The organism is Mycolicibacterium pulveris (assembly GCF_010725725.1).
Classification (GTDB): Bacteria; Actinomycetota; Actinomycetes; order Mycobacteriales; family Mycobacteriaceae; genus Mycobacterium; species Mycobacterium pulveris.
In genome coordinates, this window is sequence record NZ_AP022599.1 from 291788 (window position 1) to 318378 (window position 26591).

The 26591-nt window shown below is 65.8% G+C and carries 24 protein-coding genes; 4 read left to right on the plus strand and 20 right to left on the minus strand.

What is annotated here, in order from left to right:
- Positions 1–32: 32 nt before the first annotated feature.
- From gjpA to G6N28_RS01730, 9 genes are all read right to left on the minus strand, one after another.
- On the minus strand, positions 33–1604 hold the full coding sequence (gene gjpA, locus G6N28_RS01690) for an outer membrane porin GjpA (RefSeq protein ID WP_163896748.1): 1572 nt from the start codon (positions 1602–1604) through the stop codon (positions 33–35).
- A gap of 244 nt (positions 1605–1848) precedes the next feature.
- Positions 1849–3678, minus strand: a complete 1830-nt coding sequence (locus G6N28_RS01695) for a fatty acyl-AMP ligase (RefSeq protein ID WP_163896749.1) — start codon at positions 3676–3678, stop codon at positions 1849–1851.
- 182 nt (positions 3679–3860) lie between these two features.
- The gene (locus G6N28_RS01700; protein ID WP_163896750.1) at positions 3861–4664 is read right to left on the minus strand and encodes an acyl-CoA thioesterase; all 804 of its coding nucleotides are present in this window, start codon (positions 4662–4664) and stop codon (positions 3861–3863) included.
- Complete coding sequence (locus G6N28_RS01705) at positions 4661–5881, minus strand: CoA transferase (RefSeq protein ID WP_163896751.1); 1221 nt, start codon at positions 5879–5881, stop codon at positions 4661–4663. The genes G6N28_RS01700 and G6N28_RS01705 overlap by 4 nt, the downstream gene beginning before the upstream one ends.
- A gap of 12 nt (positions 5882–5893) precedes the next feature.
- Positions 5894–8080, minus strand: coding sequence for a thiamine pyrophosphate-dependent enzyme (locus tag G6N28_RS01710; protein WP_163896752.1), 2187 nt, complete (start codon positions 8078–8080; stop codon positions 5894–5896).
- Positions 8081–8096: 16 nt separating this feature from the next.
- The gene (locus tag G6N28_RS01715; protein ID WP_163896753.1) at positions 8097–8870 is read right to left on the minus strand and encodes an HAD-IIA family hydrolase; all 774 of its coding nucleotides are present in this window, start codon (positions 8868–8870) and stop codon (positions 8097–8099) included.
- Between the two features lie 26 nt (positions 8871–8896).
- Positions 8897–9241 carry a heme-binding protein gene (locus G6N28_RS01720; protein WP_179962000.1) on the minus strand — a complete coding sequence of 115 codons (345 nt, stop codon included), beginning with the start codon at positions 9239–9241 and terminating at the stop codon, positions 8897–8899.
- Positions 9242–9276: 35 nt separating this feature from the next.
- Positions 9277–9525: a hypothetical protein gene (locus G6N28_RS01725; protein ID WP_163905726.1), complete on the minus strand. Its 249-nt coding sequence runs from the start codon at positions 9523–9525 to the stop codon at positions 9277–9279.
- Positions 9526–9772: 247 nt separating this feature from the next.
- Entirely contained in the window at positions 9773–10561 is a 789-nt protein-coding gene (locus G6N28_RS01730; RefSeq protein WP_163896755.1) for a spirocyclase AveC family protein, read from the minus strand.
- 205 nt (positions 10562–10766) lie between these two features.
- Here G6N28_RS01730 and G6N28_RS01735 point away from each other — a divergent pair, with 205 nt between their 5' ends.
- Complete coding sequence (locus G6N28_RS01735; protein WP_163896756.1) at positions 10767–11429, plus strand: TetR/AcrR family transcriptional regulator; 663 nt, start codon at positions 10767–10769, stop codon at positions 11427–11429.
- On the opposite strand, the gene G6N28_RS01740 is transcribed toward G6N28_RS01735, so the two are convergent.
- From G6N28_RS01740 to G6N28_RS01785, 10 genes are all read right to left on the minus strand, one after another.
- Complete coding sequence (locus G6N28_RS01740; protein WP_163896757.1) at positions 11426–12304, minus strand: mycofactocin-coupled SDR family oxidoreductase; 879 nt, start codon at positions 12302–12304, stop codon at positions 11426–11428. The two genes, G6N28_RS01735 and G6N28_RS01740, sit on opposite strands and share 4 nt — an antisense overlap.
- A gap of 43 nt (positions 12305–12347) precedes the next feature.
- Positions 12348–13616: a cytochrome P450 gene (locus tag G6N28_RS01745; RefSeq protein WP_163896758.1), complete on the minus strand. Its 1269-nt coding sequence runs from the start codon at positions 13614–13616 to the stop codon at positions 12348–12350.
- The gene (locus G6N28_RS01750) at positions 13613–14524 is read right to left on the minus strand and encodes an SDR family NAD(P)-dependent oxidoreductase (protein WP_163896759.1); all 912 of its coding nucleotides are present in this window, start codon (positions 14522–14524) and stop codon (positions 13613–13615) included. Before G6N28_RS01750 ends, G6N28_RS01745 begins: the two co-directional genes overlap by 4 nt.
- 66 nt (positions 14525–14590) lie before the next feature.
- Positions 14591–15826, minus strand: a complete 1236-nt coding sequence (locus G6N28_RS01755; RefSeq protein WP_163896760.1) for a cytochrome P450 — start codon at positions 15824–15826, stop codon at positions 14591–14593.
- A 10-nt stretch (positions 15827–15836) separates the two neighbouring features.
- Positions 15837–17285, minus strand: coding sequence for an aldehyde dehydrogenase family protein (locus G6N28_RS01760; protein ID WP_163905728.1), 1449 nt, complete (start codon positions 17283–17285; stop codon positions 15837–15839).
- 19 nt (positions 17286–17304) lie between these two features.
- Complete coding sequence (locus G6N28_RS01765) at positions 17305–18192, minus strand: SDR family oxidoreductase (RefSeq protein WP_163896761.1); 888 nt, start codon at positions 18190–18192, stop codon at positions 17305–17307.
- Positions 18185–19330 carry a spirocyclase AveC family protein gene (locus G6N28_RS01770; RefSeq protein WP_163896762.1) on the minus strand — a complete coding sequence of 382 codons (1146 nt, stop codon included), beginning with the start codon at positions 19328–19330 and terminating at the stop codon, positions 18185–18187. The genes G6N28_RS01765 and G6N28_RS01770 overlap by 8 nt, the downstream gene beginning before the upstream one ends.
- Positions 19327–20445 carry an ABC transporter substrate-binding protein gene (locus G6N28_RS01775; protein WP_163896763.1) on the minus strand — a complete coding sequence of 373 codons (1119 nt, stop codon included), beginning with the start codon at positions 20443–20445 and terminating at the stop codon, positions 19327–19329. The genes G6N28_RS01770 and G6N28_RS01775 overlap by 4 nt, the downstream gene beginning before the upstream one ends.
- Before the next feature lie 64 nt (positions 20446–20509).
- Positions 20510–21316 carry a CbbQ/NirQ/NorQ/GpvN family protein gene (locus G6N28_RS01780; protein WP_163896764.1) on the minus strand — a complete coding sequence of 269 codons (807 nt, stop codon included), beginning with the start codon at positions 21314–21316 and terminating at the stop codon, positions 20510–20512.
- 34 nt (positions 21317–21350) lie between these two features.
- The gene (locus G6N28_RS01785; protein ID WP_170307878.1) at positions 21351–23084 is read right to left on the minus strand and encodes a nitric oxide reductase activation protein NorD; all 1734 of its coding nucleotides are present in this window, start codon (positions 23082–23084) and stop codon (positions 21351–21353) included.
- Positions 23085–23162: 78 nt separating this feature from the next.
- Here G6N28_RS01785 and G6N28_RS01790 point away from each other — a divergent pair, with 78 nt between their 5' ends.
- Positions 23163–24092 carry an SDR family NAD(P)-dependent oxidoreductase gene (locus G6N28_RS01790; RefSeq protein ID WP_163896766.1) on the plus strand — a complete coding sequence of 310 codons (930 nt, stop codon included), beginning with the start codon at positions 23163–23165 and terminating at the stop codon, positions 24090–24092.
- A gap of 2 nt (positions 24093–24094) precedes the next feature.
- Here G6N28_RS01790 and G6N28_RS01795 read toward each other — a convergent pair whose 3' ends face one another.
- On the minus strand, positions 24095–25207 hold the full coding sequence (locus G6N28_RS01795) for an ABC transporter substrate-binding protein (RefSeq protein ID WP_163896767.1): 1113 nt from the start codon (positions 25205–25207) through the stop codon (positions 24095–24097).
- A gap of 89 nt (positions 25208–25296) precedes the next feature.
- On the opposite strand from G6N28_RS01795, the gene G6N28_RS01800 reads away from it, so the two are divergent.
- The gene (locus tag G6N28_RS01800; protein ID WP_163905730.1) at positions 25297–25944 is read left to right on the plus strand and encodes a nitroreductase family protein; all 648 of its coding nucleotides are present in this window, start codon (positions 25297–25299) and stop codon (positions 25942–25944) included.
- Positions 25941–26474: a nuclear transport factor 2 family protein gene (locus G6N28_RS01805; protein ID WP_235674439.1), complete on the plus strand. Its 534-nt coding sequence runs from the start codon at positions 25941–25943 to the stop codon at positions 26472–26474. The genes G6N28_RS01800 and G6N28_RS01805 overlap by 4 nt, the downstream gene beginning before the upstream one ends.
- The last annotated feature ends 117 nt before the right edge of the window (positions 26475–26591 follow it).

Here is a 26591-nt window from a genome sequence, read left to right on the forward strand (position 1 = left end):
CCCTTCGCAGGGGGTCTACCGAGTGGAACGTGTTACGCGTCAGCGCCGGAACCCGAGCCGGTATCGGAATCCGAACCGTTGCCCGATTCCGAATCCGAGCCGGTACCCGAATCCGGGCCGGTGCCGGAACCTGGGCCGGTGCCGGTCTCGACGTCGAGGTCGGTGTCGTCGGCATCGTCATCGGTCAGGCCGCCGTCCTCGTCCCCATCGTCGACACCGAGGTCCACGTCGTCGAGCTCGTCGTCATCGACGCCGGTTGCATCGGTGTCATCGAGTGGCGTCTCGGAGATGACGTCCTCGTCGGAGTCCGAGTCCCCGGCGTCCTCGTCGCTTGCAGCCGACGAGTCGACGGTGAGTGTCACCAACCGGGCGTTATCGGTTGAAGGCACGTCGTTCGCAGCGAGTTCGCTTGTGGCGCCCTCGTCGACGGCACCCTCGTCGGCGGCGAGACTCTGCAGGGCGCCCGCTTCCTCGGCGCTGGGCTCGTCCTCGACGTCCTCGATGTCGTTGAAGATCGGGAACTTCAGCTTGGACAGCGGGGGTACCGCGAAGGCGTTCTTGCCGTCCCAGCCGCTGCCGAGCAGCACGCCGATCGTCTGGTCGATGCTCAGCAACGCGCCAAGTGGGCCGACCGGCTGACCCGGAATATCAAGGGTAAGAGGCGGACCGAGGATGTCGGTCGTGATATTCAGGCCAAGGCTGTTCAGAATCGAGCCGCCCGGGACGGTGATCGGGTCGGCATTTGCATTGGCCTTGTATGTGCCTTGCGACACGCTGCCGACGCTGAGCAACCCGCCGAACGCAAAGCTGATGGCGTTGATCGTCGTGTCTCCCAAAACACCGGATTGGTTCAGCGCCGGCGCCAGCACACTGAGATCGAGGGTGGCGCCGTTGAAGAAGGCGTTGACGATGTTGGCCGGGGTGTCCAGCAGGGCCGTCAGCGCCCCCTCGGTGTCACCGGCCGAGATCGCGTCCGCAACTGCGATGACGCTGTTGGTGAGTGCCACCCATGGGCTGATGAACGGTCCCACCGCACCGATGAAGAGGCCGCTTGCCGGCGACGACAAGAAGTTCAGGATCTGCACCACCGCAGCGCGATTGTCGGGTCCGATGAAGTCGGGGATCGCAGTGCGCAGGACGCCATGCAAGTTGTCCAAGGTGTGCGGCACGACCGCGTCGATCGTTTCGTCGCTCGCGGTCAGCAGCGCCATGGCGGAGGCCACCTTCGCCACGTTGCCGAGGAACTGCTCGAGAACGACGTTGATACTCGACGGGTCGTTGAGCACCTGGTTGGCGTAGTCGGCCTGGTTGACGATCGCCTGCTGCAGCGCCACGCCCGGCGCCAGGAAGAAGTTGTTGACCAGCGTCGACGCGTTGGCGGACGAGGTGTTGAAGGCTGCTTTCCACTGAGCAAACGGCTCCCAACCGGCTGTCAACCTCACTTGGCTGGCCCGTACATCCAACTGGGGGTCGGGAAGGGGGGCGACCCCCGGGGCGACGGCGATCGCCCCGACGCTGGCTGCAGCGATGCCGGCGGTCAACCACCGGGAGACCGTCTGTGGGGTTTTACCTGCGGTTATGCCGTCCTTGGATGCGAGCTGCATGCCCTTCCCCCTTTTTGCTGTGGAGTTTGCCTAAGCCGGATATTAACCCATGAGTAATTGAAAAGAAAGCAAACTTGCCGCCAAATCTGCATTCATCGCGACAGGTTAGTGCAGCAAATTACTTTTGCTATCGCAATAGTTGATGCCGAAAGCGATGTCAAGCCCAGAGGCCAGTTGCCTGCCGCGTCGCAGGACGCTAATCGGGCCACGCCCGAGATCGATCGCCAGGCTCCGCGTCGCGCTCTCACTGGGCGCGCTGTTGCTGCACCAGCGCGGTCTTCAGCACCTCGGCCGCTTTGATCGCCGTCTCCAGTTCCCTGGCCTTGACGAGGTCGGCATCCGCCGACGGTGCGTGCCATGCGGACACCGCTGTGATGGCACCGTCGAGGTACTGTCGTCGGCACTGACCACGCTGGATCTTGCCGCTCGAAGTCGTGGGAATCGACAAGTGCTCGACCAGGACCACAGCGTGCGCCTCGATGCCGAACCGTTCGGGAATCGCCTGCCGGATTGCGGCGATGACGTCGGCAAGGTCCACCGCACTTACCTGATCGCGGTAAACCTCTTGCACGACAACGAGTCGTTCGACGGCGTTGAGTCCCGGCGTAATGGTGAAGGCGGCGCCGCGACCCGGCACCAGCACCGGATAACAGTCCTGCACCGTGAACTCGATGTCGTTGGGGTAGTAGTTGCCCCCGCGGATGGTGACGAGGTCCTTGCAGCGCCCCGTGATGAACATTTCACCCGCATGCAGGAAACCCATGTCACCGGTACGCAGGAACGGGCCCTCCGACGTCTCGGCAAGAACCGCCGAGAACGTTTGTTCGGTCTCCTCTGGCCTCGCCCAGTAACCCAGGCCGACGCTCGGTCCGGCGATCCAGATCTCGCCGACCTCGTCCGGCTGGCATGGGCGCCGGGTCACAGGATTCACGATGACCACCCGCCCACCCTGGGGGTGGCCACAACCGACCATCGCCACCGCGGATTGGTCCCCCGGCACCGCAGCGACAAGCCGGTCCTCGCGTAACGCGCCGCGATCGACGTGTTGGACTACCGGAAGAGGGGATTTCGAGCCGCCGGAGACCAGCAGCGTGGCTTCCGCCAAGCCGTACACCGGCATGAACGCCTCGGGCCGGAAGCCGGCCGGAGCGAAGGCCTCGGCGAACCTCTGCAGGGTCTCAACACGGACCGGTTCCGCACCGTTCATGGCGACGGTGAGGCTCGACAAGTCGAGCGCCGCACGCTCCTCCGCGGTGCTGTTCTCGACGCAATGGTCGTAGGCGAAGTTGGGCGCGGCGGTGAAGGTGCACCGATTTCGGGAGATGGCTTCCAGCCACCTCATCGGGCGCTTGATGAAGGCGGTCGGCGACATGAGGTGGGTGGTGCAGCCGACGTAAAGCATCGAGAGGACAGCGCCGATCAGACCCATATCGTGATGGGGCGGCAGCCAGAAGACACTCGTCGCGGTGTCGTCGCCGTGCCACACCCGACGGATGGTCTCCAGGTTGTGTAGAAGATTTCGGTGTGTCAGCACGACTCCCTTCGGCGCCGTGGTGGAGCCGGAGGTGTACTGCACCATCGCGATTGTGTTCGGGTCGATGTCTGGGGGCACCCAACTCTCTGCACCGGCGACGCCCTCGTCCGACCTGCCCCACTGCAGACGACGTCCGTCCTCCAAACCCTCCAGCGCGGCTTTGACTTTCGCTCCGGTCTTGGCCGTGCCGAGAACGAAACGTGCTTGCGCATCGGGGACCACCGACGAGAGCCGCGGAGCCAGCCGCTCATGCACCGGCACGGCGACGGCGCCCGCGTAGATACAGCCGAAGTAGCCGGCGATACTGTCCAGGCCGGGGCGGCACAGTACGAGAACACGCTCGCCGGCGGCGCCCCGTTGCTGCAGGCTGGACGCGATTGCTCGCGCCCGTGCGTCTAGCTCTTGATAGGTCAACTGGGTCCGGTCTTCACCGTCGCCGTTGTACGAGAAGCTGAAGGCAACCTTGTCTCGATAGGCCGCGGCCCGCTGCTGCAGCAGGTCCACCAAGGTGGCTGCGGCGGGCGTCATGTCCTCTGGCATCCGTCACCTAATCCGTCATGTCAAGCCGTTCGGACTGCTCGTGGTCGGCTCCCAGGCGGGAAAGCGAGCGCCCTCGTATCGGGGCGTCTCCTCGACCACTCAGCTGTGACCGTGGGCACATGCCGACCGTACCTGAGAAGGATTCCGGGACACTGGGGACACTGGGGGCACTCAGGCGCGGACTAGGTCCGCTCGGCAATGAGACCTTCCTGAGCAAGCGTCGCCGCGATCACGCCGTCGGCGCGGATCAAGCTCCCGGTGACGACACCACGTCCGCGCGCGGCCGCCGGCGAGACCGTCTCGAGCAGATTCCACTCGTCGGCGCGAACCGACCGATGAAACCAGATCGACGAATCCGTCGTACCGCTTCGATGGGTCCGTGCCCGCATCGAATGGCCGTGTACCTGCAACGCCGGGTCAATCATGTACACATCGCAGACGTACACGGCCAGCAACGTGTGCAGTAACGCATCGTCGGGCAGAGAAGGGGTTGCGCGCCACCAGAATCGGCGCACGAACTCGTCACCGCTTCCGGAGTCGGCGATCCTGATGTCGAGTTCGTCGAGCGGCATCGACGGCGCTGGTCCGGCGGGTCCGGTCCGAGGCAGGCCGTCGGGGTCCTGTGGCAGGCGGGGCCGACGACCGTGTTCAGGCCCCGGCAGTTCGGTTGCGAAAGACACCGTCGCCGTCGTCAACAACCGGTCACCCTGAAAGGAATCCACTCGTCGCGCCGCCGCGGTGCGCCCGTCGAACACCCGCGTGACGCTGTACTCGACGTCGTCGCCTGCTTCACCGCCGCGCAGGAACTGCAGGTGCATGTTGGTGGCTGGCCGGTCCGCGTCGACGGTGCGGATGGCCGCCGCCAGGCTCTGCGCGACGAACTGCCCGCCGTAGGCCCGCTTGCCCGCCGGCCCGCTGGCCGGGCCGATCCACGAGTCCGCGCCCTGGCCCGGCCGCACGTCGAGCAATTTCAGAAGCTTGCTCACTTGGTGTGTCCCGTTGCCACGCTACCTGATTCGACGAGCCGCGACACCTCGTCACCGCTCATGTCCAACCATTCGGTGAGCACCGCGGCGGTGTCGTCGCCCAGCGCAGGCGCGGCGGCCGCGGGTGGGTATGCGCCGCCGATCGAGATCGGCAGCCCCGGCGCTAGGTATTCGCCGATGCGCGGTTGGTCCAGTGGGGTGAACAACGGGTTGGCGGTCACCTTCTCCTCGGCGACGGCCTCGGCGAAGCTCCGGTACCGGTCCCACAGCACCGACGAACCCGAAAGCGCCGCGGTGATCTCCTCGGCGGTGTGCGACGCGAACCATTCACCGAACAAGCCAGTGAGCGCATCACGGTGCTCAAACCGCTGGCCTTCGTCGCTGAAGTCAGCACCCAAGGTATCGGACAGCGCTGCAACGGCTTTCGTGGTACCGGTCAGCTCGGCCAGATCGCGGAAGTGGCGCGCGGTGAGCGCGACCACCATGAACGAAACCCCGTCGCTGCTGGTGAAGTCCTGGCCGTACTGGCCGTACACCGAGTTTCCGATCCTCTCGCGGCTGGTGCCGTTGACCATCACCTCGGTGAAGAAGCTCAGGTTGCCCGCGGTCGCCAGCGCGACGTTCTCCAGCGGGATGCTGATCCGCTGGCCTTGCCCGGTCGCGTCGCGATGGCGCAGTGCGGTGACGACGGCCAGTGCCGCATAGATCCCGCAGGAGACGTCCCAGGCTGGCAGAACGTGGTTGACCGGAGCGGCCAGCTCGGCCGGGCCGGTCACCAGCGGGAACCCGATCCCGGCGTTGACGGTGTAGTCCACCCCGGTGCCGCCGTCGGCGCGGCCCGACACCTCCACGTGGATCAGGTCGGGACGAAGCGCGGCCAGCGTGTCAAACGAATGCCATTCCCGACCGGCGACATTCGTCAACAGCACGCCGCTGTCGGCGATCAGTCGCTGCACCAGCTGCTGACCCTCCTGCGAGCGCATGTCGGCGGCCACCGACCGCTTCCCCTTGTTCAACCCCGCCCAGTAGATGCTCTCGCCCTCGGCGGTGACCGGCCACCGGCGATAGTCGGCCGCGCCGCCGACCGGATCGACCCGCACCACCTCGGCGCCGAGCTGGGCCAGCGTCATCCCGGCCAGCGGCACGGCGACGAAACTGGAGATCTCGACGATGCGCACCCCGGCCAACGGCCGGGCAGGATCAGCTGTGCCGGTCATCCGGCTAAGTTATCAAGGCGTGCCCCGCACCATGGCGACCGCGGCCGCCTCGACCGCGCCCTCGGACAGCAGAACGGTCTGCGCGGCGTCCCCCAGCGGAATAAAGCTGTCCTCGGCGGCCACCCGATGCGCAGCGCCGCCGTAGCCGTTCGCGAGCAGTTCCGCGAGCACTCCTTCGCCCACTCCCCCGGTTCGGCGTGTCTCGTCGACGATCAGCACCCGTCCGGTTTCCGTCGCCTCACGGATCATGTCCTGCACCGGCAGCGGCGCCAGCCAGCGCAGGTCCACGACGCGGGCGCCGATGCCCGCCGTCTCTAGCCTGCGGGCCGCCCGCAGGCTCATCCGCACGCCGTTGCCGAAGGTGAGGATGGTCAGATCGGCACCGCTTCCGTGGGTTCGCGCGCGCCCGATGGGTACACCGACCGACGGGTAGGGCGCCAGCCACAGGTTGTCGCCGTCCTCGTAGGTGTCCCGAGTGTGGTACAGCGCAATAGGTTCCAGAAAGACGCACACCACCCCGGCGGAGGCGGCGGCCGCCGCGCAGGTGTGCAACATCGCCGCGGCGTCGTCGGGGAGGGAGGGTGAGGCGATGACGACCCCTGGGATATCCCGCAGCGCGGCAACCGAATTGTCGTTGTGGAAGTGTCCGCCGAACCCTTTCTGGTAACCGTAGCCGGGCACCCGAACCACCATCGGGTTCCGGAACTGGCGGTTGGAGAAGAACTGCAGCGTGGCGCCCTCACCGCGGATCTGGTCCGCAGCGTTGTGAAGGTAAGCGAGGTACTGGATCTCGGGAATCGGCAACAGCCCGGACACTCCGGCGCCGAGCGCGAGGCCCAGGATCGTCTGCTCGTCCAACAGCGTGTCGAAAACACGTGCCGAACTGGTCTTGGCTTGCAGTCCCCGGGTCACACCGTAGACGCCGCCCTTGCGTGCGACGTCTTCGCCGAAAATCATCGCGTTCGGGTAGCGGTCCAAAATGTCGTGTAGGGCACGGTTTATCGCCTGCGCAACGGTGACCGGTGCGCCCTGGTCACCGGATCTCACCGATGCGGCCAACGACGTGGGCGCCGCACGAAGCGCCTCCTGCATGCTCGCCTGCAACGAAGACATCACCGCGTGCGCGCTGTCCAGTCGCGGCGCCTGCGCGGCCCGTTCGGCCAGCAGGAGGGCGGTGGAGCGCATCGCCTCATAGCGGCCCAGCACCTCATCGGGCGTCAACGCGCCGCTACGGATCAATAGTTTCGCGGTACCCAGCACCGGATCCCGCGCAAGGTCCGCGGCAATCTCGTCGGGCCTCCGGTACGCGGCCTCGTAGTCGGATCCGGCATGGCCCATCAACCGGCCCATGCGCAGGTGCAGGAACGCGGGCCGCCGGTGCCGCCGGACCCACGCCGCGGCGGCCGCGCTCGCCTCGAACGTCGCCACCACATCGGCGCCGTCGGCGTCGAAATAGGCTAGGCCGTCGCGGTTTCGGTACGCCCGGACGATCCAGTCGCGCGGCGTCTTGACGCTGATGCCCCACCCGTTGTCCTCGCACACCAGCAGCAGCGGCATCGGCACACCCTGATACGCCGCGTGCAGGGCCGCGTTGATCGCGCCGACTGCGGTCGAATGATTCACCGACGCATCACCGAAACTGCACACCGTGACCGCGTCCTGCGGCCATGGGCTGACGACGCCCAACTTCCGGGCACGGGCGATGGAGAACGCCACCCCGACCGCGCGCGGAAGATGTGACGCGATCGTGGAGGTCTGCGGGATGATGTTGAGATCGTGGCGACCGAACACCTTGTGGCGACCACCGGCGATCGGCTCCTCGGCCGCGGCCACCAACCCCAGCAGCACATCCCACAGCGGGTCGCTGCCACCCACCTGCGCGGCCCTGGCCAGAAAGAAGCCGCCCGAACGATAGTGCAGCAGCGCCGGATCGGTGGGCCGCAGCGCGGCAGCCACCGCGGCGTTACCTTCGTGCCCGGATGAGCCGATCGTGTAGTAGCCGCTGCCCCTGGCGCGCAACCAGCGCGCGGCGAGGTCCAGATGCCGGCTGCCGAGCTGAGCGTCGAACAGCCTCAGGCAGTCCGAAACCGTCAGAGCGGATTCGGTGCTCACCAGCTCGCCGGCCGCACGGCGCGGACCGGTCTCGGTGAGCGCGGAGACGACCTCGGTGAAGTGTTCGTCGACGCGTTCGGCGGTCATCAGCGCATCACGCCCGTCAGACCAGCTCGACGGCCTCGGCGATCGACGGCAGCACCCGGCTCGGACGGAAGGGGTAGCGCTCGACCTCGTCGGGCGCCGTGGATCCGGTCAGCACCAGGATGGTCTCCAGTCCGGCCTCGATGCCGGCGACGACGTCGGTGTCCATCCGGTCACCCACCATCACGGTGCTCTCGGAATGGGCTTCGATGCGGTTCAGCGCGCTGCGGAACATCATCGGGTTCGGCTTGCCCACGAAATAGGGTTCGCGGCCGGTGGCCTTGGTGATCATCGCCGCCACCGAACCGGTGGCGGGCAGCGGGCCCTCGGCCGACGGGCCGGTCACATCGGGGTTGGTGGCGATGAACCGGGCGCCACCCAGGATCAACCGGATGGCCTTGGTGATCGCGGTGAACGAATACGTCCTGGTCTCGCCGAGCACCACGAAGTCCGGCTCGATGTCGGTGAGGGTGTAGCCGACCTCGTGCAGGGCGGTGGTCAACCCGGCTTCGCCGATGACGTAGGCCGATCCGCCGGCCAACTGGTCGCTGAGAAACGTCGCGGTCGCTAGGGCCGACGTCCAAATCGCCTCCTCGGGCACCGACAGCCCCGAGCGCAGCAGGCGCGCCGACAGGTCACGCGGCGTGAAGATTGAGTTGTTCGTCAGGACCAGGAACCGCCGCTCGCGTTCCAGCAGGCGCTGCAGGAACTCCGCGGCGCCGGGTAACGCGTGCTCTTCACGGACCAGAACCCCGTCCATGTCGGTGAGCCAGCACATCGGTGGAGTGCGCATGCACCCAGTCTGTCAGTCTTCGGTCGCTAGCCCATCGGCATGTCGGGTAGCGGCGCGTCGCAGCGGGCGCGGAAGTCCGCTGCCGCCTGCCTGACGGCCCGAAGCTCATCTCGCACCTGTGGATTTGCGTCCAGATAAGCCCTGATCTCCGCCGTCATCTGAGACCTGGGCTTACCTTTGAGCCCGGTGAAGAACGCATTGACGTCCGGATGGGTGAACAGATACGACGACGTGCCCGCCGAGACGCCCGCCATGACACCGGCGAGGTCAGCGGCCGTGCAGTTCGGCGGATCGGCGGCAGCGGTTCCGGTGGCGCCGAAAAGTACCGCGCCGGTGATGATGCCGACGCCAAAGACCTTGCGAGCGAACAATTTGTGCTCCTTACTCGAACTGAAACGGACTCGGCTCAGCGCTGGCCGGGACGGCCGGGGCGCCCGATGTCGATGGGAGGACGGGGCGGATTGGGGTCGATGATCACGTCGATCCCCCAGTCGTCGCTGCAATACCATGGATCAGCGCAGTAGCCGGGATAGACGGGACCCGCCTGCGGGGCTTCGGGTCCACCGCCGCGCACCGTCCCCTGTGCACACACGGTGGCGGCACCGGCACCTGTGCAGTCCGCGTCTGCGCTCGGTGCGCCGACGATGACGGACATCCCCGCCGCAACAACTGCCAGCGGGAGTACGCGCCAGAAGTTTCGCACGGGATCCCTCCTCTCTCGGATGAAAGGATCCGTATACGGACATTACGGCGACCGTCGCCAAAATGCGTGGCTAATCGCGATGCGCAGCGCGACTCCGTTGCCAAGCCAAATGTTGGCCTGGCTAGCTTGTCGATCCACGAACCGGGCGGCGACGAACGAGGTGCCCCTCGGGTCGCTGTGGATCCAACTGCGTCAGAGGCTATCTGGGTTGGTTCGGGATGCCGGGGAACAGCTGTTCCGATGGTCCGGAGGTCACGTACCCGGCCAGCTTCGTCACGAGGTGGGGCGCGAAAACCGCGCCGTAGACCGCGTGCCCGACCAGGATCGCGGCGATGATCGACACGATCGTCGACTGGACACTGGTCTTGGAGATCTTGTCCGCCAACATGTCGATGACATTGCGGCCTTCCGAGTCGGTGCGGCCGAGCAGGTAGGTGAAGACCATCATCTGCACACCCATCGCGAGCGCGTCGTAAAGCGGGTACTGGAACTTGCTGCCCTCGAACAGGCCGAGCCCGGGGATGATGTAGCCGTAGTAGAAGACACCCATTCGGGGGCCGAAGAACCCGTTGAACAACAGCGCCCAGCAGAACCCGACCACCAGGCCCACGACCAACAGCGTCTGCGGTGCGCGCCAGCCGAACCGGCGGACGACCCGCCTTCCGAGCGCCGCGCCGATCACGGCGGGCAGCACGAAGTACGCGATGTACCCGATGGGCACGGCCGACGGCAGCCCGCCGCCCCACGTCATGTTCAGTGGCCACCACGACGGCATCCGCGGCAGCGCGGGCGGGAACTGGGCATACACCGCCCAGTCGTAGGGCGCCTCGATCCAGGAGAACGAGATCGCGGAGATGGAAACCAACAACAGCGGATGCAGGCGGCCACGCCGGATGCTCAAGAACACCCCGTAGGCGAGAAACAGCACCCCGCCGATGTAGGCGAACGACAGACCGGCGATCAGGGCCGGCGTCAGCTCGGTGTTCATCGGTGCTCCTCGTTCGCGTTGCCGCGAGCATCGGGATCGAAGTAGATCACCAGGCCGAAAATCAAGACGATCAGCCCGAACAACGTTCCGAGCATGATGAGTTGACCCATGCGTAATAGTGGACACTATTACTTAGGTTTGGTCAAGGACGCTATCGTTTACGTGGTCAGCCGCTTTTCCGCGCGGTCCCAGAAAGTGAGAATCCGTGTCCCAGCGGCGTTCGGCCGGAAAGCAGTCCACCACCGCGACGACGGTTCAGGGAGCACGTCGCCCGCGTGGGGAGGCGCGTCGGCTCCTCCTCGATGCCGCCCGTGAGCTGTTCGCCCGCCGCGACTACCGCACCACGACTACCCGCGAGATCGCCGAAGCCGCAGGCGTCACCGAGTACCTGCTGTTCCGCCATTTCGGCTCGAAGGCCGGCCTGTTCCGCGAGGCGCTGGTGCTGCCGTTCACCGACTTCGTCGACGACTTCGGCAAGACCTGGCAGGCCGTCATTCCCGACAAGACCAACGAAGAGGAACTAACCCGCCAGTTCGTCGGCCAGCTCTACGACGTGTTGGTCGAACATAGAGGCCTGCTGTTGACTCTGGTCGCATCCGACGGGCTCAGTGACGACGAGATCGAAGGCGCGGGCATCGCCGACATCAGACGAGCGCTGACGCTGCTCGGCCAGATCAGCGCCGAGGGGATGCAGTTACGCGGAATGCATTCGGGCCAACCGGATCTGCCCGCTCATTCGACCGTGGCGATGATCGTCGGCATGGTCGCATTGCGGTCGACCTTCTTCGGTAACCGGCCGCCGCCACGCGAGGCGATCGTCAACGAGCTCGTCCAGGCGATTCTGCACGGTTTCCTGCACCGGCCCTAGCCGCCGGGACCGTTGGGCCACTTGAGCAGTGAACCGGCGTCGACGCGGATGTGTTGCCCGGTGATGTAGCGGCTGTCGTCGCTGGCCAAGAACACCCCGAGGTTGGCCATGTCCTCCGGTTCGATGTAGGGGATCGGCATCGCCTGAAAGAGGGTGAACAGCGGTTCGGCGTCCTCGCGGGTGGGTGTCTTGCCCTCGGCTTTCAGGTCGGGCCGGAACACGCCGTACATGCCCTCGTTCTGCAACAGGTGGGTGTTGCAGTTGGTCGGGTGGATGGCGTTGATGCGAATCATTCTGGGCGCCAGGTGAAGACACATCTCATCGACGTACTCCATCACGATCCGCTTGCTCCATCCGTATCCGGCGCCGCCGGGACCCATGTCGGGGCTGGTGGTGGTGCCGCGGATCATGCCTGCTGTCGAGCCGGTGACGATGATCGACGCGCCATCGGGTAGATGCGGAATCGCCACTGCGACCGTGTTCATCACGCCCAGCAGATCGACATCGGAGGCGTCGACGAACCCCATCGGATCGGGATTGCCCATCGCCATCGGCAGGATCCCGGCATTGGCGACGACGATGTCGACCTTGCCGAGGTCGGCCACACCCACCTCGATGGCCTCGCGCAGTTCGTGCCGCTCGCGCACATCGGCCACCCGCGCGACGACGCGCCTGCCCAGTTCCTTTATCGACCGCTCGGTCTCGGCGAGATCCTCGGGCGTCGCCAGCGGGTACGGGTTGGACGGGATGTCGCGGCAGATGTCGACCGCGATGACATCTGCGCCTTCCCTGGCCATCGCGATCGCGTGCGCACGGCCCTGACCGCGCGCCGCACCCGTGATGAAAGCGACCTTCCCGGCCAGCTTTCCAGTCATTTCGTACTCCCTTTCTTCTGCCGAGCGGCTCTAGATGCCCGGCTTAGTCAACCGGTGTGAACGTGATGTGCAGTTCGCTGAGCCCACGCATGATGAAGGTCGGCTCGAAGGTGAAATCGCGGTTGTCCGGCGGTCCGTGGTGCTCGGCGGAGATCGTGATTTCACTCATCCGGTCGAGGATCCGGTTCAACGAGATCCGGCCTTCGGCGCGGGCCAGCGGCGCACCCGGACAGGAATGGGCACCGCGGACGAACGCGATCTGTTCACGCACATTCGGCCGGTCAGCACGGAATTCATTGGGGTCAGCGAACTTCCGCGCGTCGCGGTTGCACGCCCCGGGAAGGAGCATGACGGTTGTGCCCGCCGGCACTTCGACTTCGCCGATCTTCGTCGTGGTGCGCGCCATCCGGAAGTGGGACTTGACCGGGCTTTCCATCCGCAGCGTCTCCTCCAGGAACGCGGGGATCTTGCTGCGGTCGTCGCGCAATTGCTTTTCGAAACCCGGGTTGTCGGCGATGAATCGGATCGCCGAGCTGACCAGCTTCGTCGTGGTTTCGGTGCCGGCTGCGAACAGGAACGTCGACAGGTTCATGACGTCCTCGATCTCGGGTGTCGACCCGTCCTCGTGCTTGGCCTGCGCCAGTTCGGTCAGCACGTCCTGGCGCGGCGAGCGCCTGCGGTCCTCGAGGTAGGAGTAGAACTTCTCGTTGAGCCACTCCAGCGGGTTGTACGACGTCGGCGCGTCCTTGCCCAGTTCGCCGACCGTCTCCAGCGCGAACACCTCTTTGAGCTCGTCATGGTCCTCCTGCGGTATGCCGAGTAGGTCGGCGATGACCAGAAGCGAGAACGGCTTGGCGTACGCGGCCAGGAACTCGCAACCCCCCTTGTCGAGGAAGGTGTCGAGTTGCTGGTCGGCCAACCGCCACATGAAGTCTTCGTTTTCCTTGAGCCGCTTGGGGGTGATGAGCTTGTTCAACAGCCCCCGGGTGCGGGTGTGCAGCGGCGGATCCTGCGACGTGATGTGTTCGGCCATCGGCACCGCCCCGCGGTGCTGCTCGATCAGCTCGGTGACGTCATCGGAGTCCCCCGGCCCGATCGGCATGCCGGAGAACGGTCCGGCGACCGAGATGCACGACGAGAACGCCGGGTCCTTGTAGACCGCCAGCGCCTCCTCGTAACCGGTGACGGCCAGCACGTTGAACGGGGTGGCAGGGGTTACCGGGCACTTCGATCGCAGGTGGTCGAAGTAGGGGTAGGGATCGGGAATCAGCGACTCGTCGGTGAAGAAATCGACGGTCTCGAAATCGGTCACAAGACACTCCTGGTTGCTTCGGTGACGTAGGAATCGTGGACGTTCATGATCTGGTCGAGGTTGTCGGCGATGTCTTCGACGCTCAGCGGCGATTTCGTGATGCCCTGGGTGCGGACGACGGCCAGCCGCGCCACCCCGCCCATCCCGGTCATCAGCACCTCGCCGTTCAAAGGGCACGCCTCGTGGGCGAGGAAAGCCGCTGCCGGAGCGCATAGTTCGGGAGGCATGCTGGCGTTGATCTCGGCCATCACATCGTCGGGCATGTCGAACAGCTCGGCGAGCTGGCGCCCCTGCGATGCCGACATGCGCGTATAGGCCCGTGGCGCAATCGCATTGACTGCGATGCCGTGGACCGCGCCCTCGGTCGCCAGGTTACGGGTGAGACCCCACACCGCGCCCTTGGCGGACCCATAGCTGGTCAGCTCGGGGATGCCGCCGAGCATCGCCTCCGAGATCGTGTTCACGATCCGGCCGTGGCCCGCGCGGACGAAGTGGGGCCATGCCGCCTTCGACACGAAAAGCGTGCCGAAGAAGTGCACGTCGAGCACCGCGCGGATACGGTCGGTGGACAACGTCTCGAACAAACCGGGGTCGTGCACCCCGGCGTTGTTGATCACCGCGTCGATCCGACCGAAGGCGTCGATGGCGGCATCGACGATCGACTTGGCCCCTTCTTCGTCGGCGACCGAAGCGCCGCACGCCACCGCATGTCCCCCGGCCCGCGAGATCTCGGCGACCACCGTTTCAGCCGGTCGAGATGTGGTCGGGCTTCCGTCGATCTCCGCGCCGTTGTCGGCGACGACGACGGCGGCGCCCCTGGCGGCCAGCAGCAATGCGTGGCAGCGGCCGATCCCCCGACCCGCTCCGGTGATGACGACCACCTTGTCGTCGAAGCGCAGTTCGGTCATTCGCATCTCCTGGTTACCGACACGAGCAGACGTGAAGACCCCCAACAATGTCCTGTATTGGGGTATTCACGACTGCTCGTCAGGGGGAGGGTTCGCGTCGAAGAGGATGGGTACCGACGTCGGCGACCGGAACGCCTGGCCGCGGATGTAGGGGTCGTCGGCCGCGGGGTCCAGCCGCAGGTTCGGCAGGCGGTCCAGCAGCAGGTTCAGCGCCACCCGCATTTCCAGCCGCGCCAGGTGCATGCCCAGGCAGACGTGCACACCGTAACCCCAGCCGATGTTCGCCTTTGCCTCGCGGAAGATGTCGAACTGATCCGGGCTCGGGAAACGTTCCTCTTGCCGGTTGGCCGCGCCCAGCACCGGCATCACCGACGAGCCCTCGGGGATATGTACGCCACCGAGCTCGGTGTCTCGGCTGGCCACCCGCGTGATCATGATCAGCGGCGGCTCCCAGCGCACCGCCTCCTCGATCGCCTGCGGTATCAACGATCGGTCGTTCCGAAGTGCTTGCAGCTGTTCGGGATTGGTGAGCAGCCCGAACAACAGGTTGCCCAGGGCCCGATAGGTGGTTTCGACACCTGCGGGCAGGAGCAGCCGCAGGAACGAGAAGATCTCCTCGTCTGAGAGCTTCTCGCCGTCGATCTCGGCCGCTGCCAGCCCGGTGATCAGATCATCACAGGGATCTTCGCGGCGCGCGGCAAGGATCGGCCTGAAGTACTCGGCGAGCGCTTGGGAGGCTTCACGGCCCCGCTCTGGGTTGACCGTGAACGACAGCAGCGAGATGGACCACTTCTGAAACTGCGCGTAGTCCTCTTGAGGCAACCCGAGCAGCCCGGCGATGATCAGCGTGGGATAAGGGAAGTTGAACTCCTTGACCAGGTCGGCGCTGCCCCGGTCGGCGAAGCGGTCGATCAGCGAATTGCCGATCTTGCTCACCAGGGTGTCTTCCCAGCGTGCCAACGCCTTCTGGGAGAACGCCTTTGCCACCAACGCTCGGTGCCTGCCGTGTGCGGGTTCGTCCATCCCGAGCATCACGTGCTTGCCGAACACGTCGCCGAACGCCTGGATGATGATCGACGAGGAGAACGTCTCGTTGTCCCGCAGTACCTGCTGGGCTTCCTCGTAGCGGTACACCATGACGATGGGCTTTCCCTCTTGCCCTGGTATGCCCGGGATCTCGATCTTCTGGATCGGTTCCTCACGGCGCAACCTGGCGAGTTCGGTGTACGGGTCGCGCACGTCGCCCGACACGAAGTCGTCGAACTCGCCGAAGTCCTCGAGGTCGTCGAAAAGCTGCTGCAAGGCGTCCTCCTCAGCCGGCCGGATAGGCGACGGACTTGATCTCGGTGTACTGGTCGAACCCGGCCACCCCGTTCTGGCGCCCGATGCCGCTGGCTTTGTATCCGCCGAACGGGGTGTCGGCGCCGTAGCCGGCGGTGCCGTTCAAGCCGATGAAGCCGGCCCGAAGTCGTTTGGCCACCGAAAGTGCACGGTCCAGCGTGCCCGCCATCACGTTGCCCGCCAACCCGTACGGGCTGTCGTTGGCGATGCGCACTGCGTCGTCCTCGTCGTCGAACGGGATCACCGCCAGCACCGGTCCGAAGATCTCCTCCTGCGCGATGGTCATGGAGTTGTCGACATCGGTGAAAAGTGTTGGCTTGACGAAAAATCCTTTGTCCATGCCGTCGGGCGCATCGGCACCGCCGACCAGCAGGGTCGCGCCTTCCTCGACACCCTTGTGGATGTATCCGCGGATGCGGCTGCGCTGCTTGTCGGAGATCACCGGACCGCACAGCGTCGCCCGGTCCTGCGGATCGCCGGGCGCCACCCCTTCGTAGATGCCCTTGAGGATCTCGACGCCTTCGTCGTAACGCGACCGCGGTAGCAGCAGCCGGGTGGGGTTGGCACAACCCTGGCCCGCGTGCATGCACGGTGCGATGCCCATCATGCATCCCACCGCGAAGTCCGCGTCCTCGAGCACGATGGTCGCCGACTTGCCGCCGAGTTCGAGGAACAGTCGCTTCATCGTCGCGGCACCTTTTTCCATGATCCGTTTCCCGACCACGGTGGATCCGGTGAACGAGATCAAGTCCACCTTGGGCGACAACGTCAGCTCTTCGCCGACGAAGTGATCCGATGCGGTGACGACATTCACCACGCCTGGTGGGATGTCGGTGTTCTCCGCGATGAGCCGGCCCAGCCGGGTCGCGTTATAGGGGGTGTTGGGCGCCGGTTTGAGCACGACGGTGTTTCCGGTGCCCAGGGCCTGACCGATCTTTTGGATGGTGACCTCGAACGGGAAGTTCCACGGCACAATGGCACCGACCACACCGACGGGCTCGCGCCAGACTTTGCGAGTGGTATTGACCCCGGTGACCGACACGACGGTATCGCCGAGCGATGTCTCCCAGGGATATTCGTCGATCAGTTGGGCGGGGTAGCGCAGCGCGTCCGACAACGGCGCGTCGAGTTGCGGCCCGTGCGTGATGGCGCGCGGGCAACCCACCTCGAGGATGAGTTCCTCACGCAGCTCTTCCTGTTCGGCCTCGAGCGCCTCCTGTAGCTGCAGCAGACAGCGTTGACGCAAGGCATGGTTCGTCGACCAGTCCGTCTCGTCGAAGGCACGGCGGGCGGCGTCGATGGCGCGGTGCATGTCCGCCTTCGATGCATCGGCCACCTCGCCGAGCACCTCTTCGGTCGCCGGGTTGATGTTGGTGAAGGTGCCTCCCTCGCCGTCGACGAGCTTGCCGTCGATCATCATCTTCGTTTCGAAGCGAACGTCAAGCATGGTTTCTGCTTCCTCGTAGCGCGCCGAACCGCGGGATGCCCATCATCAGTCGGATCATCTGGTGCAACCCCGCCGAGGGGAACACGCGGTTGGCGATCAACAACATTCGTGCGTCGGGTCCCACCGGCTTCTTGACGAACGGCTTCGAGCTGTCCAACGCCTTGGTCAGGCCCTCGGCAAATTTCTCGGGCGATCGTGCCGCCATTCGCATGGCGGCCCGGCCGCGCTTGTCCATCGTGCTGTGGTGCGGGGCGTAAGGCCCCGCCAAGTCCCGGCAGTCGGTGGTGCCCGCATCGGTGATGATCTCGGTGTCATAGGTTCCGGTCACCAAAATCGTGACACCGATGCCGAACGGCGCGATCTCAGCGGCCATCGACTCGCCCCAGCGTTCCAACGCGCCCTTCACCGCCGAATACGGCGCGGTGGCGGGCATTCCGCGCACGCCACCCTGACTCGACACCAAGACGATACGACCGCGTCCCGCCTCACGCATAGCAGGCAGCAGCTCCTTGGTGAGAGCGACGGGGCCGAAGATGTTGGTCGCGAACATCTGCTCCCACAGGCTCAGCGGCGTCTCCTCCACCATGCCTGCGGCCGAGATTCCCGCGTTGTGCACCACCGCATACGGTGCTCCGACGATCTCCTCGATCTCCTTTGCGGCTGCCTCGATCGAGGAGGCGTCGGTGAGGTCGAGCGTGACACCGATCAGGTTCGGATCGTCTGGCGGCGCACCCGTGGCCTCACGCAGCCGCCGCATGCCGACGTCGACCGACCGCATGGCCGCGACGACCCGCCAGCCCTGGCGGTACAGATGAGACGCCGAGGCCAGCCCCAGCCCTCGGGACGCGCCGGTGATGACGACGCTGCGCTCATCACCCATTGGCGTTTTCCGGTGCGCAGCGATCGCTCTTGGCGCCCAGTTGCACGTCCGGACGCCCATCGGGTTGTCCGCTCATCCAGGTCGACATGATGCCGACGGAGTACGGACCGACCTGACCGTTCTCTTCGTAGAAGCCTTGCGGGTCATAGATCTTCACTTCGGGATACGGCCACGGACAGGCTACCGAGGTGGAGATCTTCGTCGCCTTCACGATCGCGAACAGCCCGCCGTAGCAGAAGTACGCGACGTTGATGATCACGAACATCACCACGAAGGTGCCGAGCCTGGGCCGGCTGGCGAAGATGCGGGCACGCTGGGCGAGCTTTTCGGCGACGGACTTGCCGGTGTCGTCGCGGTACAGCAGCACACCGGCGGGGATCATCACGAACGTCACCGCCACCACTTCCCAGATCAGCGGGAACTGATGGGGCTCACCGGTGAACACCGACGCCCACGGAGGCACCTGCGAATAGATGTACATGCCCGTACGCACCAGCGTGATCTCCAGCGCCGCGTCCACGATCACACCGATCGGGAAGATGATGGCCGCCAGGCTGATCAGCGGGTGACGCCACACGAAAGAGTCAACCGGCCTACGCGCCTGCAGTTTTCGCAGAATCCAGATTGCGGGGAAATAGGGCCCGAGGTAGAACATCACGTATCCGAGCACCACGAAGGGTTCCACCGTCGGTGACACCGATACCAGCGGCCAGTCCTCGGGCAGGTGCGCCAGCTCCGGGTTGTACACCGCGAACGGCGACCAGTTCATCAGCGGGTCCTGCCACACGATCAACGAGGTGACCAACGCCATCAGCAAGGTGGGGTTGTGCGGATTGCGCCGCCAGTGCACCACCCACAACGTGATGATGACGGCCATCGTGATGACGGTGAAGGTCTCGAGGATCACCACCCACGTCGACGTGCTCCACCCGAAAAGTACCTCGACGGGCCGCGGTGCGCCTTCGACGTCGGGGTTGGCGATCCGGGGGGAGCCAGGCCCCTTGCGGGTGTTGACGCCGAAGAACACGGCGACGGCGAGCAGCGCTGCCACCGAGATGGTCGGCCCGAGCCAGGAGCGTTTCGTCGGCTCTTCTACGGCCGGCGCGGTGGGGTCGGCTTTAGGCGTTTCGGTGGTCACGGGTACTCCTCACCAAAGCGATCGACGAGATGAGAGTTGAGGCCGTCGGCGTCCAGCCTTCGGGCCACCAGATAGCCGGCGCCCATCCACGCTCGGCGTGTCCAGTTTCCGAACGAGACACGGGTCCCCGGAGCTCCGGCCGCGGCGGGCATCATCTTTACCCGTTCGAGCGCCTCCTTGAGTCCGCGCGGACTCAGTGGATGGGCGTCGGTGCACGCACGCAACAGTGTCGTCGCGACGTCGCAGTTCACCACCGGGACACAGTATTCCGGGCGACGACCGAACTTCTCCTGGTACTTGTCGAGGAAGCGCTGACCGACGGGGTTGCCCTCGTCGTACTGGTCGACGCCCGTCCATCCCATGAACGCGTTCCACATGATCGGGTTGATCCACGCGTTCTGGAACGCCGTGCTGGTGAAGCGCGGCGGGTCCCACCCGAGGGCTTCCAGCGCCGGGTTGACGAACACGATGCCGAAACCGAATCCAGCGTGCACCACTGCCTGCGCCTTGGCTTCGTACAGGGTCTGCACCGCCTCGGAGACATCCTGCGCCGTCTGGGCGATCGTCGCCTCGGCGACGATCCGGATTCCCTTGCGCCGACATGCATTTCGGAAGTTCTTCACGTATGTCTCGCCGACCAGCGACTGCTCCATGAGGACACCCACCTCGGTGTGGCCGCCCTTGGCCAACAGGTCTGCCCAGAAGATCGGCTCGTCGGTAAGCGATCCCTGTGGGAACGAGAAGGTCCACTCCCCCAGCCAGGCGTCGCTGCCGGTGACGCTGAGGGCAGGGACCCGGAACCGTTCCTCGATGGCCTCGCGCGTCGGCACGCAGTTGTCGGTGATGTGTGGGCCGAACACCGCAAGGCATCCCTCGTCGACGAGTTCACCGTATGCGTCGATCACCGCCTTGGCCGAACCCTTCGGAAGCCCCTCGACCTCCTTGTAGATGATCTCGATGGGCCGGTCGATCTCTCCGCTCTTCACCGCCTCGTCGAAGATCAGCTCGAAGGGATTGGACAGGTCCTCCTTCATCTCCTGCGGATACAGCTCAGGCAGCTTGAAATCCATGAGATACCCGAACTTGATCGGTTCTGCGGTGCTCTCGTAGGACATGCAACCTCCGTCAGCCGGTGAAACCTAATATTTGTTCAGACCCTAGCGAGCGGGGCGAGCAGGGTCAATCGTCTGGCGAGCCGTCGTGCAGGTAGACGTCGATCATCTCGAGCAGACCGCGGGTCACCGTCGAGTCGTCGGTGAGCGGACCCGCGATCGCGGCCCGTGCCGCCTCCCGCGGGATCAGGCCTTCGGCGATCAGCCGGCCCGCCGCGATCAGCACCCGGGTGGAGGCGACCTCGCGAAGTCCCCCGGTCTCCAGCCGCCGGATCGCCTGCCCGAGCCGCACCAAGTCGGCGGCGCGGTCGTGGTCGATCGCCGCCTCGTTGGCGACGATCTTCTCCTCGACGTCCGGCGTCGGAAAACCGAATTCGATCGCGACCATCCGTTGGCGCGTCGAGTCTTTGAGATCCTTGAGCACGCTTTGATATCCCGGGTTGTACGAGACGACGAGGCAGAAACCCGGTGCCGCGTCCAGCGTCACACCCAGCCTCTCGATCGGCAGTTGCCTGCGGTGATCCGCCAGCGGATGCAGCACCACGGTGGTGTCCTGGCGGGCTTCGACGACCTCGTCGAGGTAGCAGATCGCGCCTTCGCGCACCGCACGCGTCAGCGGCCCGTCGACCCATTCGGTGTCGCCGCCGCGCAGCAGGAACCGCCCGACGAGGTCGGCGGTGGTCAGGTCGTCGTGGCAGGACACGGTGACCAGCGGCCGATCGAGATCGTGTGCCATCGCCTCGACAAAGCGCGTCTTACCGCATCCGGTCGGGCCCTTCAGCGCAATCGAGAGCCCCTGCTTGTAGGCCGCCTTGAACACCTGCTCCTCGTTGGCGACGGGCACGTAGTACGGGCGCGGGGGCTTCACCTGCATGCTTCCCTTCGCTCTCACTCGGGTCCTACGGACCTTAACGCGGAACAGATGTTTGGTTCAACCTTTTGCCGTTGTTGACCCGCCGACGCAGGTCGGCCGTGCGCAGCGCCGCGCGGAACAGCGGACCGATGACGTCGGCCAACTGCGCGGGTTTGGGAATGGACGCGTGCGCGGCGCTGCCGAACACCCGGGCCAGCTCACCGGCATCGGTGGCGGCACCGACGGTCAGACACAGGCAGCCGATGCCTTCTCGCCGTGCCTCGCTCAGCGCGCGTCGCGCGTCGGCAGCCCCGTGGATCCGTTCGTAGCCATGGTCGTAGGCCAACCCGTCGGACAGAACGACCAGCAAGCGGCGCGAGGTGCCTGCTTTCTCGGTGATCACCGCGGTGCCGTGACGGATGGCCGCGCCGAGGCGTGAGTAGGCGCCCGGCTTGAGGCTGCTCAGGCGCCGCATCACCATCGCGTCGAGGGTGTCGTCGAACCTCTTCACCGGCACCAGGTGCACCGCCGAGCGCCCCTGTGACTGAAATGCGTACAGCGCCACCCGATCTCCAAGCTCATGGAGCGCGATCGTGAGCGCGGCCGCGGCCGCACGCTGCTGCTCGTGCACGGTCTGCCCGAACGTTCCCGCCTCCCCCGAGGAACCCGAAACATCGAGCAGAACGAGCACGGCCAGATCACGGCGCCTGCGCAGGCTGTCCAGGTAGACGGCCTCATCGGGCGTCGACCCTGCCAGCGTCTCCACGCGCGCCTCGACCGCGGCGTCGACGTCGATGTCGTCGCCCTGGGTCTGACGGTGGCATCGGTCCAGCCCGATGCCGAGCCGGGTCAGTGGCCGCCGCAGCGCATGGACATCGGGCCGGGCCAGCACCGGCCCCTCCTCGATCGGCGGCTCGATCTCCTGCACCGTGCACCACTCCGGCCGGTAGCACCGTCGGCCGACGTCCCACTCCGGATATGTGCGGCCCTTTTTCGTGGCGGCCTGCACGCCGTCGGCGTCCGCAGCACCGGCGGTGGTGGAGGTCACCGCACCCGCCCCGCGAATACCCTTGCGGGAGCGATGTGTAGGAGTGTCCGCCCCCGGCGTGCCACCGCCGGAGAGTTTGCGCACACTGCGCGTCATTCGCTGTAGCAGCTTGCCGAGTGCCCCGCCCCCACCGACGGGGCTGGAGAACGGATCGATGACGTCGTCGCCGTCGGCGCCGTCATCAGCGTCATCGAGGTCGGCCAGTGCCTTGTTCTGCTCGCGGCGCGGGATGTGACCACCCGCCGATTCCCCATGTGCAACAGAAGCGCGCGCCGCCAACAGTTTTTGCGCCCTGATCACACCGAAGCCCGCCGGCGGGTCGGCGATGTCACGCCGGGTGCCTGCGACCATCAGCGAGCCGACGGCGGAGTCGGCTCTCGCCGCCATGTCGAGGTCGAGCAGCGCGCGGATCCGGTGCGGGAGCAGGTCCTCGTTCACCGCCAGTGCCCGCTGTCCCTCGACCGCGAGGTAGCGCCGGGCGAGCGCGGGACGTCGAACGAGCTTACGCACCACCTCGGGCGAAAGGCCGCCGCTGGCCAACAGCGACGCCTGCACGGTCACCGACTCGAGTTGGGTGGGCACGCTGGCCGTGGGGTCGATGTACACCGTGACGCCGTCGGTCCAGGCCGCCTCGCCAGCGGCCGTCGGCGCGACCGCTACCGTGCGGCCGGCCAGCGCGGAGGCCAGCAGCGCCAGCCGCTTGGGATCATCGGCGTCATCGCCGACCGGCCTTTCGTCCACGCCACCCCATTCGTTGACCAAATATCTGTTCCAACGTAAAGTCCCGCCCGCATCCCAGTCAATGACCCGGGAGGGGCGATGATCGACTTCACCGGCCAAGTCGCCGTGGTGACGGGCGCGGGACGGGGGCTCGGCCGCGTCTACGCGCTCGAGTTGGCAAGGCGCGGTGCGTCCGTCGTGGTCAACGACCTCGGCGGCAGTATGAGCGGCGACGGCGAGGACACCGCGGTAGCCGATCAGATCGTCGACGAGATCACCGCCGCCGGCGGCGCGGCCGTCGCGTCCTACGACTCGGTCGACAGCCCCGCGGGCGGCGAGGCGATCGCACGCACCGCCGTCGACGTCTTCGGCCGGCTCGACGCGGTGATCAGCAATGCCGGGATCTTCAACTCGATCCCGTTCGACGAGCTGACACCCGAGGACTGGCGGCGCATGCTGTCGGTCCACTTGGACGGTGCTTTCTATCTGGCCCAGCCCGCGTATCGGATCATGAAAGATCAGGGGTATGGCCGGTTTGTGTTCATCGCCTCCTCGGCGGGTATGTTCGGCCAGCACCTGGAGGCGCATTACGCAGCCGCCAAGGCGGGCATCGTGGGCCTGTCGAATGTGCTTTCGCTCGAGGGTGAACCACACGGGATTCGCGTCAACACCGTGCTGCCGTTCGGGCTTTCCCGAATGGTCACCGAGACGCTGGGCGATTCGAATGCCCTCGAAGAAAACGGCTTTTTCGCCGCGATCCGTCCCGAACTCGTGGCCCCGATCGTGGTGTTTCTGGCCAGCCGGGCCTGCGACTTCAGCCACCAGAACTTCTCGGCGTGTGCGGGCCGGTTCGCCCGCGTGTTCGTCGGCCTCAGCGAGGGTTGGCTCGCTCCGCGAGACAGCGACCCGACCGCCGAGGACGTCGCCACCAACATCGCGGAAGTGACAGGCACACAGCCGTTCACGATCCCCGGTTCGATCTACGAGGAAGTGTTCGAGGTCACCCGGCGCCTCGGCGTCACCGGCTGACGTCACTCTTCGCCGAATCGGTCCACCAGGTGGGAGTTGACACCATCGGCGTCGAGGCGGCGCGCCACCAGGTAACCGGCACCCATCCATGCGCGCCGAGTCCAGTTGCCGAACGACACCCGGGTACCGGGAGCCCCTGAGGCGGCGGGCAACATCTTGACCCGCTCGAGCGCCTCCTTGACCCCCCGCGGGCTCAGCGGATGCGCATCGGTCAGCGCGCGCAGGAGGGTGCGGGCGACATCGCAGTTGACCACCGGCACACACCATTCCGGGCGTCTACCGCTGTGCTCCCGGAACCGGTCGAGGAACTGCTGGCCCACCTTGTTGGTCTCGTCGTACTGGTCGACGCCCGTCCACCCCATGAACGCGTTCCACATGACCGGGTTGATCCACGCGTTCTGCCACGCGGTGCCCGCAAACCGCGGTGGGTCCCATTCGAGTTCGGCCAACGCGGGGTTCACCAGAACGATTCCGAAACCGAACCCGCAGTGCACGATCGCCTGAGCCTTCGCGTCGTACAGGGTCCGCACGGCTTCGGTGACATCCCGGGCCGTCTGCGCAATGGAGGCCTCGGCGACGATGCGAATACTTTTGCGCTGACACGCTTTCCGGAAATTCTTCAGGTAAGCCTCCCCGACCAGCGATTGCTCGACGAGCACACCGACGTCGCTATGCCCGCCCTTGGTCAACAGGTCGGCCCAGAAAATCGGCTCGTCGTGGTGCGAGCCCATCGGAAAGGCGAAGAACCATTCACTCAGCGCGTCGTCAGATCCGGTGACGCTGAGGGCGGGCACCTTGAACCGGTCGACGATATCGTCGCGGATGGCAACGGCGTTGTCGCCGATTTGCGGGCCGAAGACGGCCAGGCACCCTTCGTCGACCAGCTCGGCGTAGGCGTCGATGACCTTTTTGACCGAGCCCTTGGGCAGACCCTCCACCTCGCGGTAGACGATCTCGACAGGTCGGTCGATCAACCCCTGCTCGACCGCGTCGGCGAAGACGATGTCGAAGGGAATCGTCAGGTCCTCGCGTCGCTCCCGCGGATAGTCGTCGGACAGAAGAAAGTCCATCAGGTAACCGATCTTGATCGGCTCGGCGGTACTTTCGTAGGACATTTCACTCCTCGACAGATCCGTTGGCAGCGTTGACCAAAAATCTGTTCCGCATTATGGTCGGCGCGGACGCCAAGCACAAGGAGCACGCCATGGACATCGACCGGCTCCTGACCACGACCAGATCGGCGCGACGGTCGCTGGACCTCGATGCGCCGGTGGATCACCACGTCGTCAAGGACTGTCTCCGGATCGGGATGCAGGCCGCCAACGGATCGAATCAACAGAGTTGGCGCTGGCTCGTCGTCGCCGACGAGGGCCTGCGGCGCCGGCTCGCCGAGCTCTACCGCGACGCCTACCTGCAAAGGGTTGGGGGTCAGCTGATCGCGGACCTACTGCCCGATGACATGCCCGGCCGAAAGATCATGTCGTCCACCGAGTGGCTGGTGCAGAACATGGCGAAGGTGCCGCTCCTGGTAATCCCTTGCTACGAGTCGTATCTCCCCCGCGTCGACGGGGACGAGTCCTTCTATCAGGCGACGCTGTACGGCTCGATCTTTCCCGCCGTGTGGAACTTCGCGCTGGCTCTGCACAGCCGCGGCTACGGGACATGCGTGACGACATTGCACCTGACCCACGAGGAAGCCGTCCGAGAACTGTTGAAGATCCCCGGCAGTTACGTGCAGGGCTGCCTGCTGCCTGTCGGACGGCTGCGACAGGACGTCACGTTCCGCCCAGCGGAACGGCGACCGATAGCGGAGGTGGTCGCCGTCGACACCTGGGAGGGGCCGTCGCTGTGAACGCACGACTGCAAGAACTCTGCGACCGCGCGGACATCCTCGACTGCATGCAGCGCTACGCGCGCGGGATGGACCGTCGCGACCGCGCGCTGGTGCGCTCCGCCTACCACGACGACGCGATCGACGAACACATCGGCTTCGTCGGCCCCGTCGACGAGTTCATCGACTGGGCGTTCGCCTATCACCAGACCCAGACCCGCTACCAGCACTACCTGTTGAACCACACGGCCGATATCCAGGATGATCAGGCACACGCCGAAACCTACTATCTGTTCGTCGGGACGGACCGCGAGCCGCAGAACCACCTGACCATCAACGGCGGCCGCTACGTCGACCGCCTGGAGCGCCGGAGCAACCGGTGGGCGATCGCGGCACGGGTGTGCATCGTCGAGTGGCACACCGATTCGACCTCACTGATCACCGACGAGACCATGGGGCTTCTGGCCGGCATCCTGACCGTCGCCCACGACCACAGCGACACGTCCTACGACCGCCCGCTGACCATCTCGCGTGCGCCCACCGGATCCTGAAGGTCGTGTGCAGCCCGTCTACCGGCGCGTTTCCGGGTCGCGCGGCGTCGCGCGGTAGAGCCGTTCTGGTAACCTTGACCAAACTTTGGGTCAGGCCGACCAAACCCGTGCCCGGGA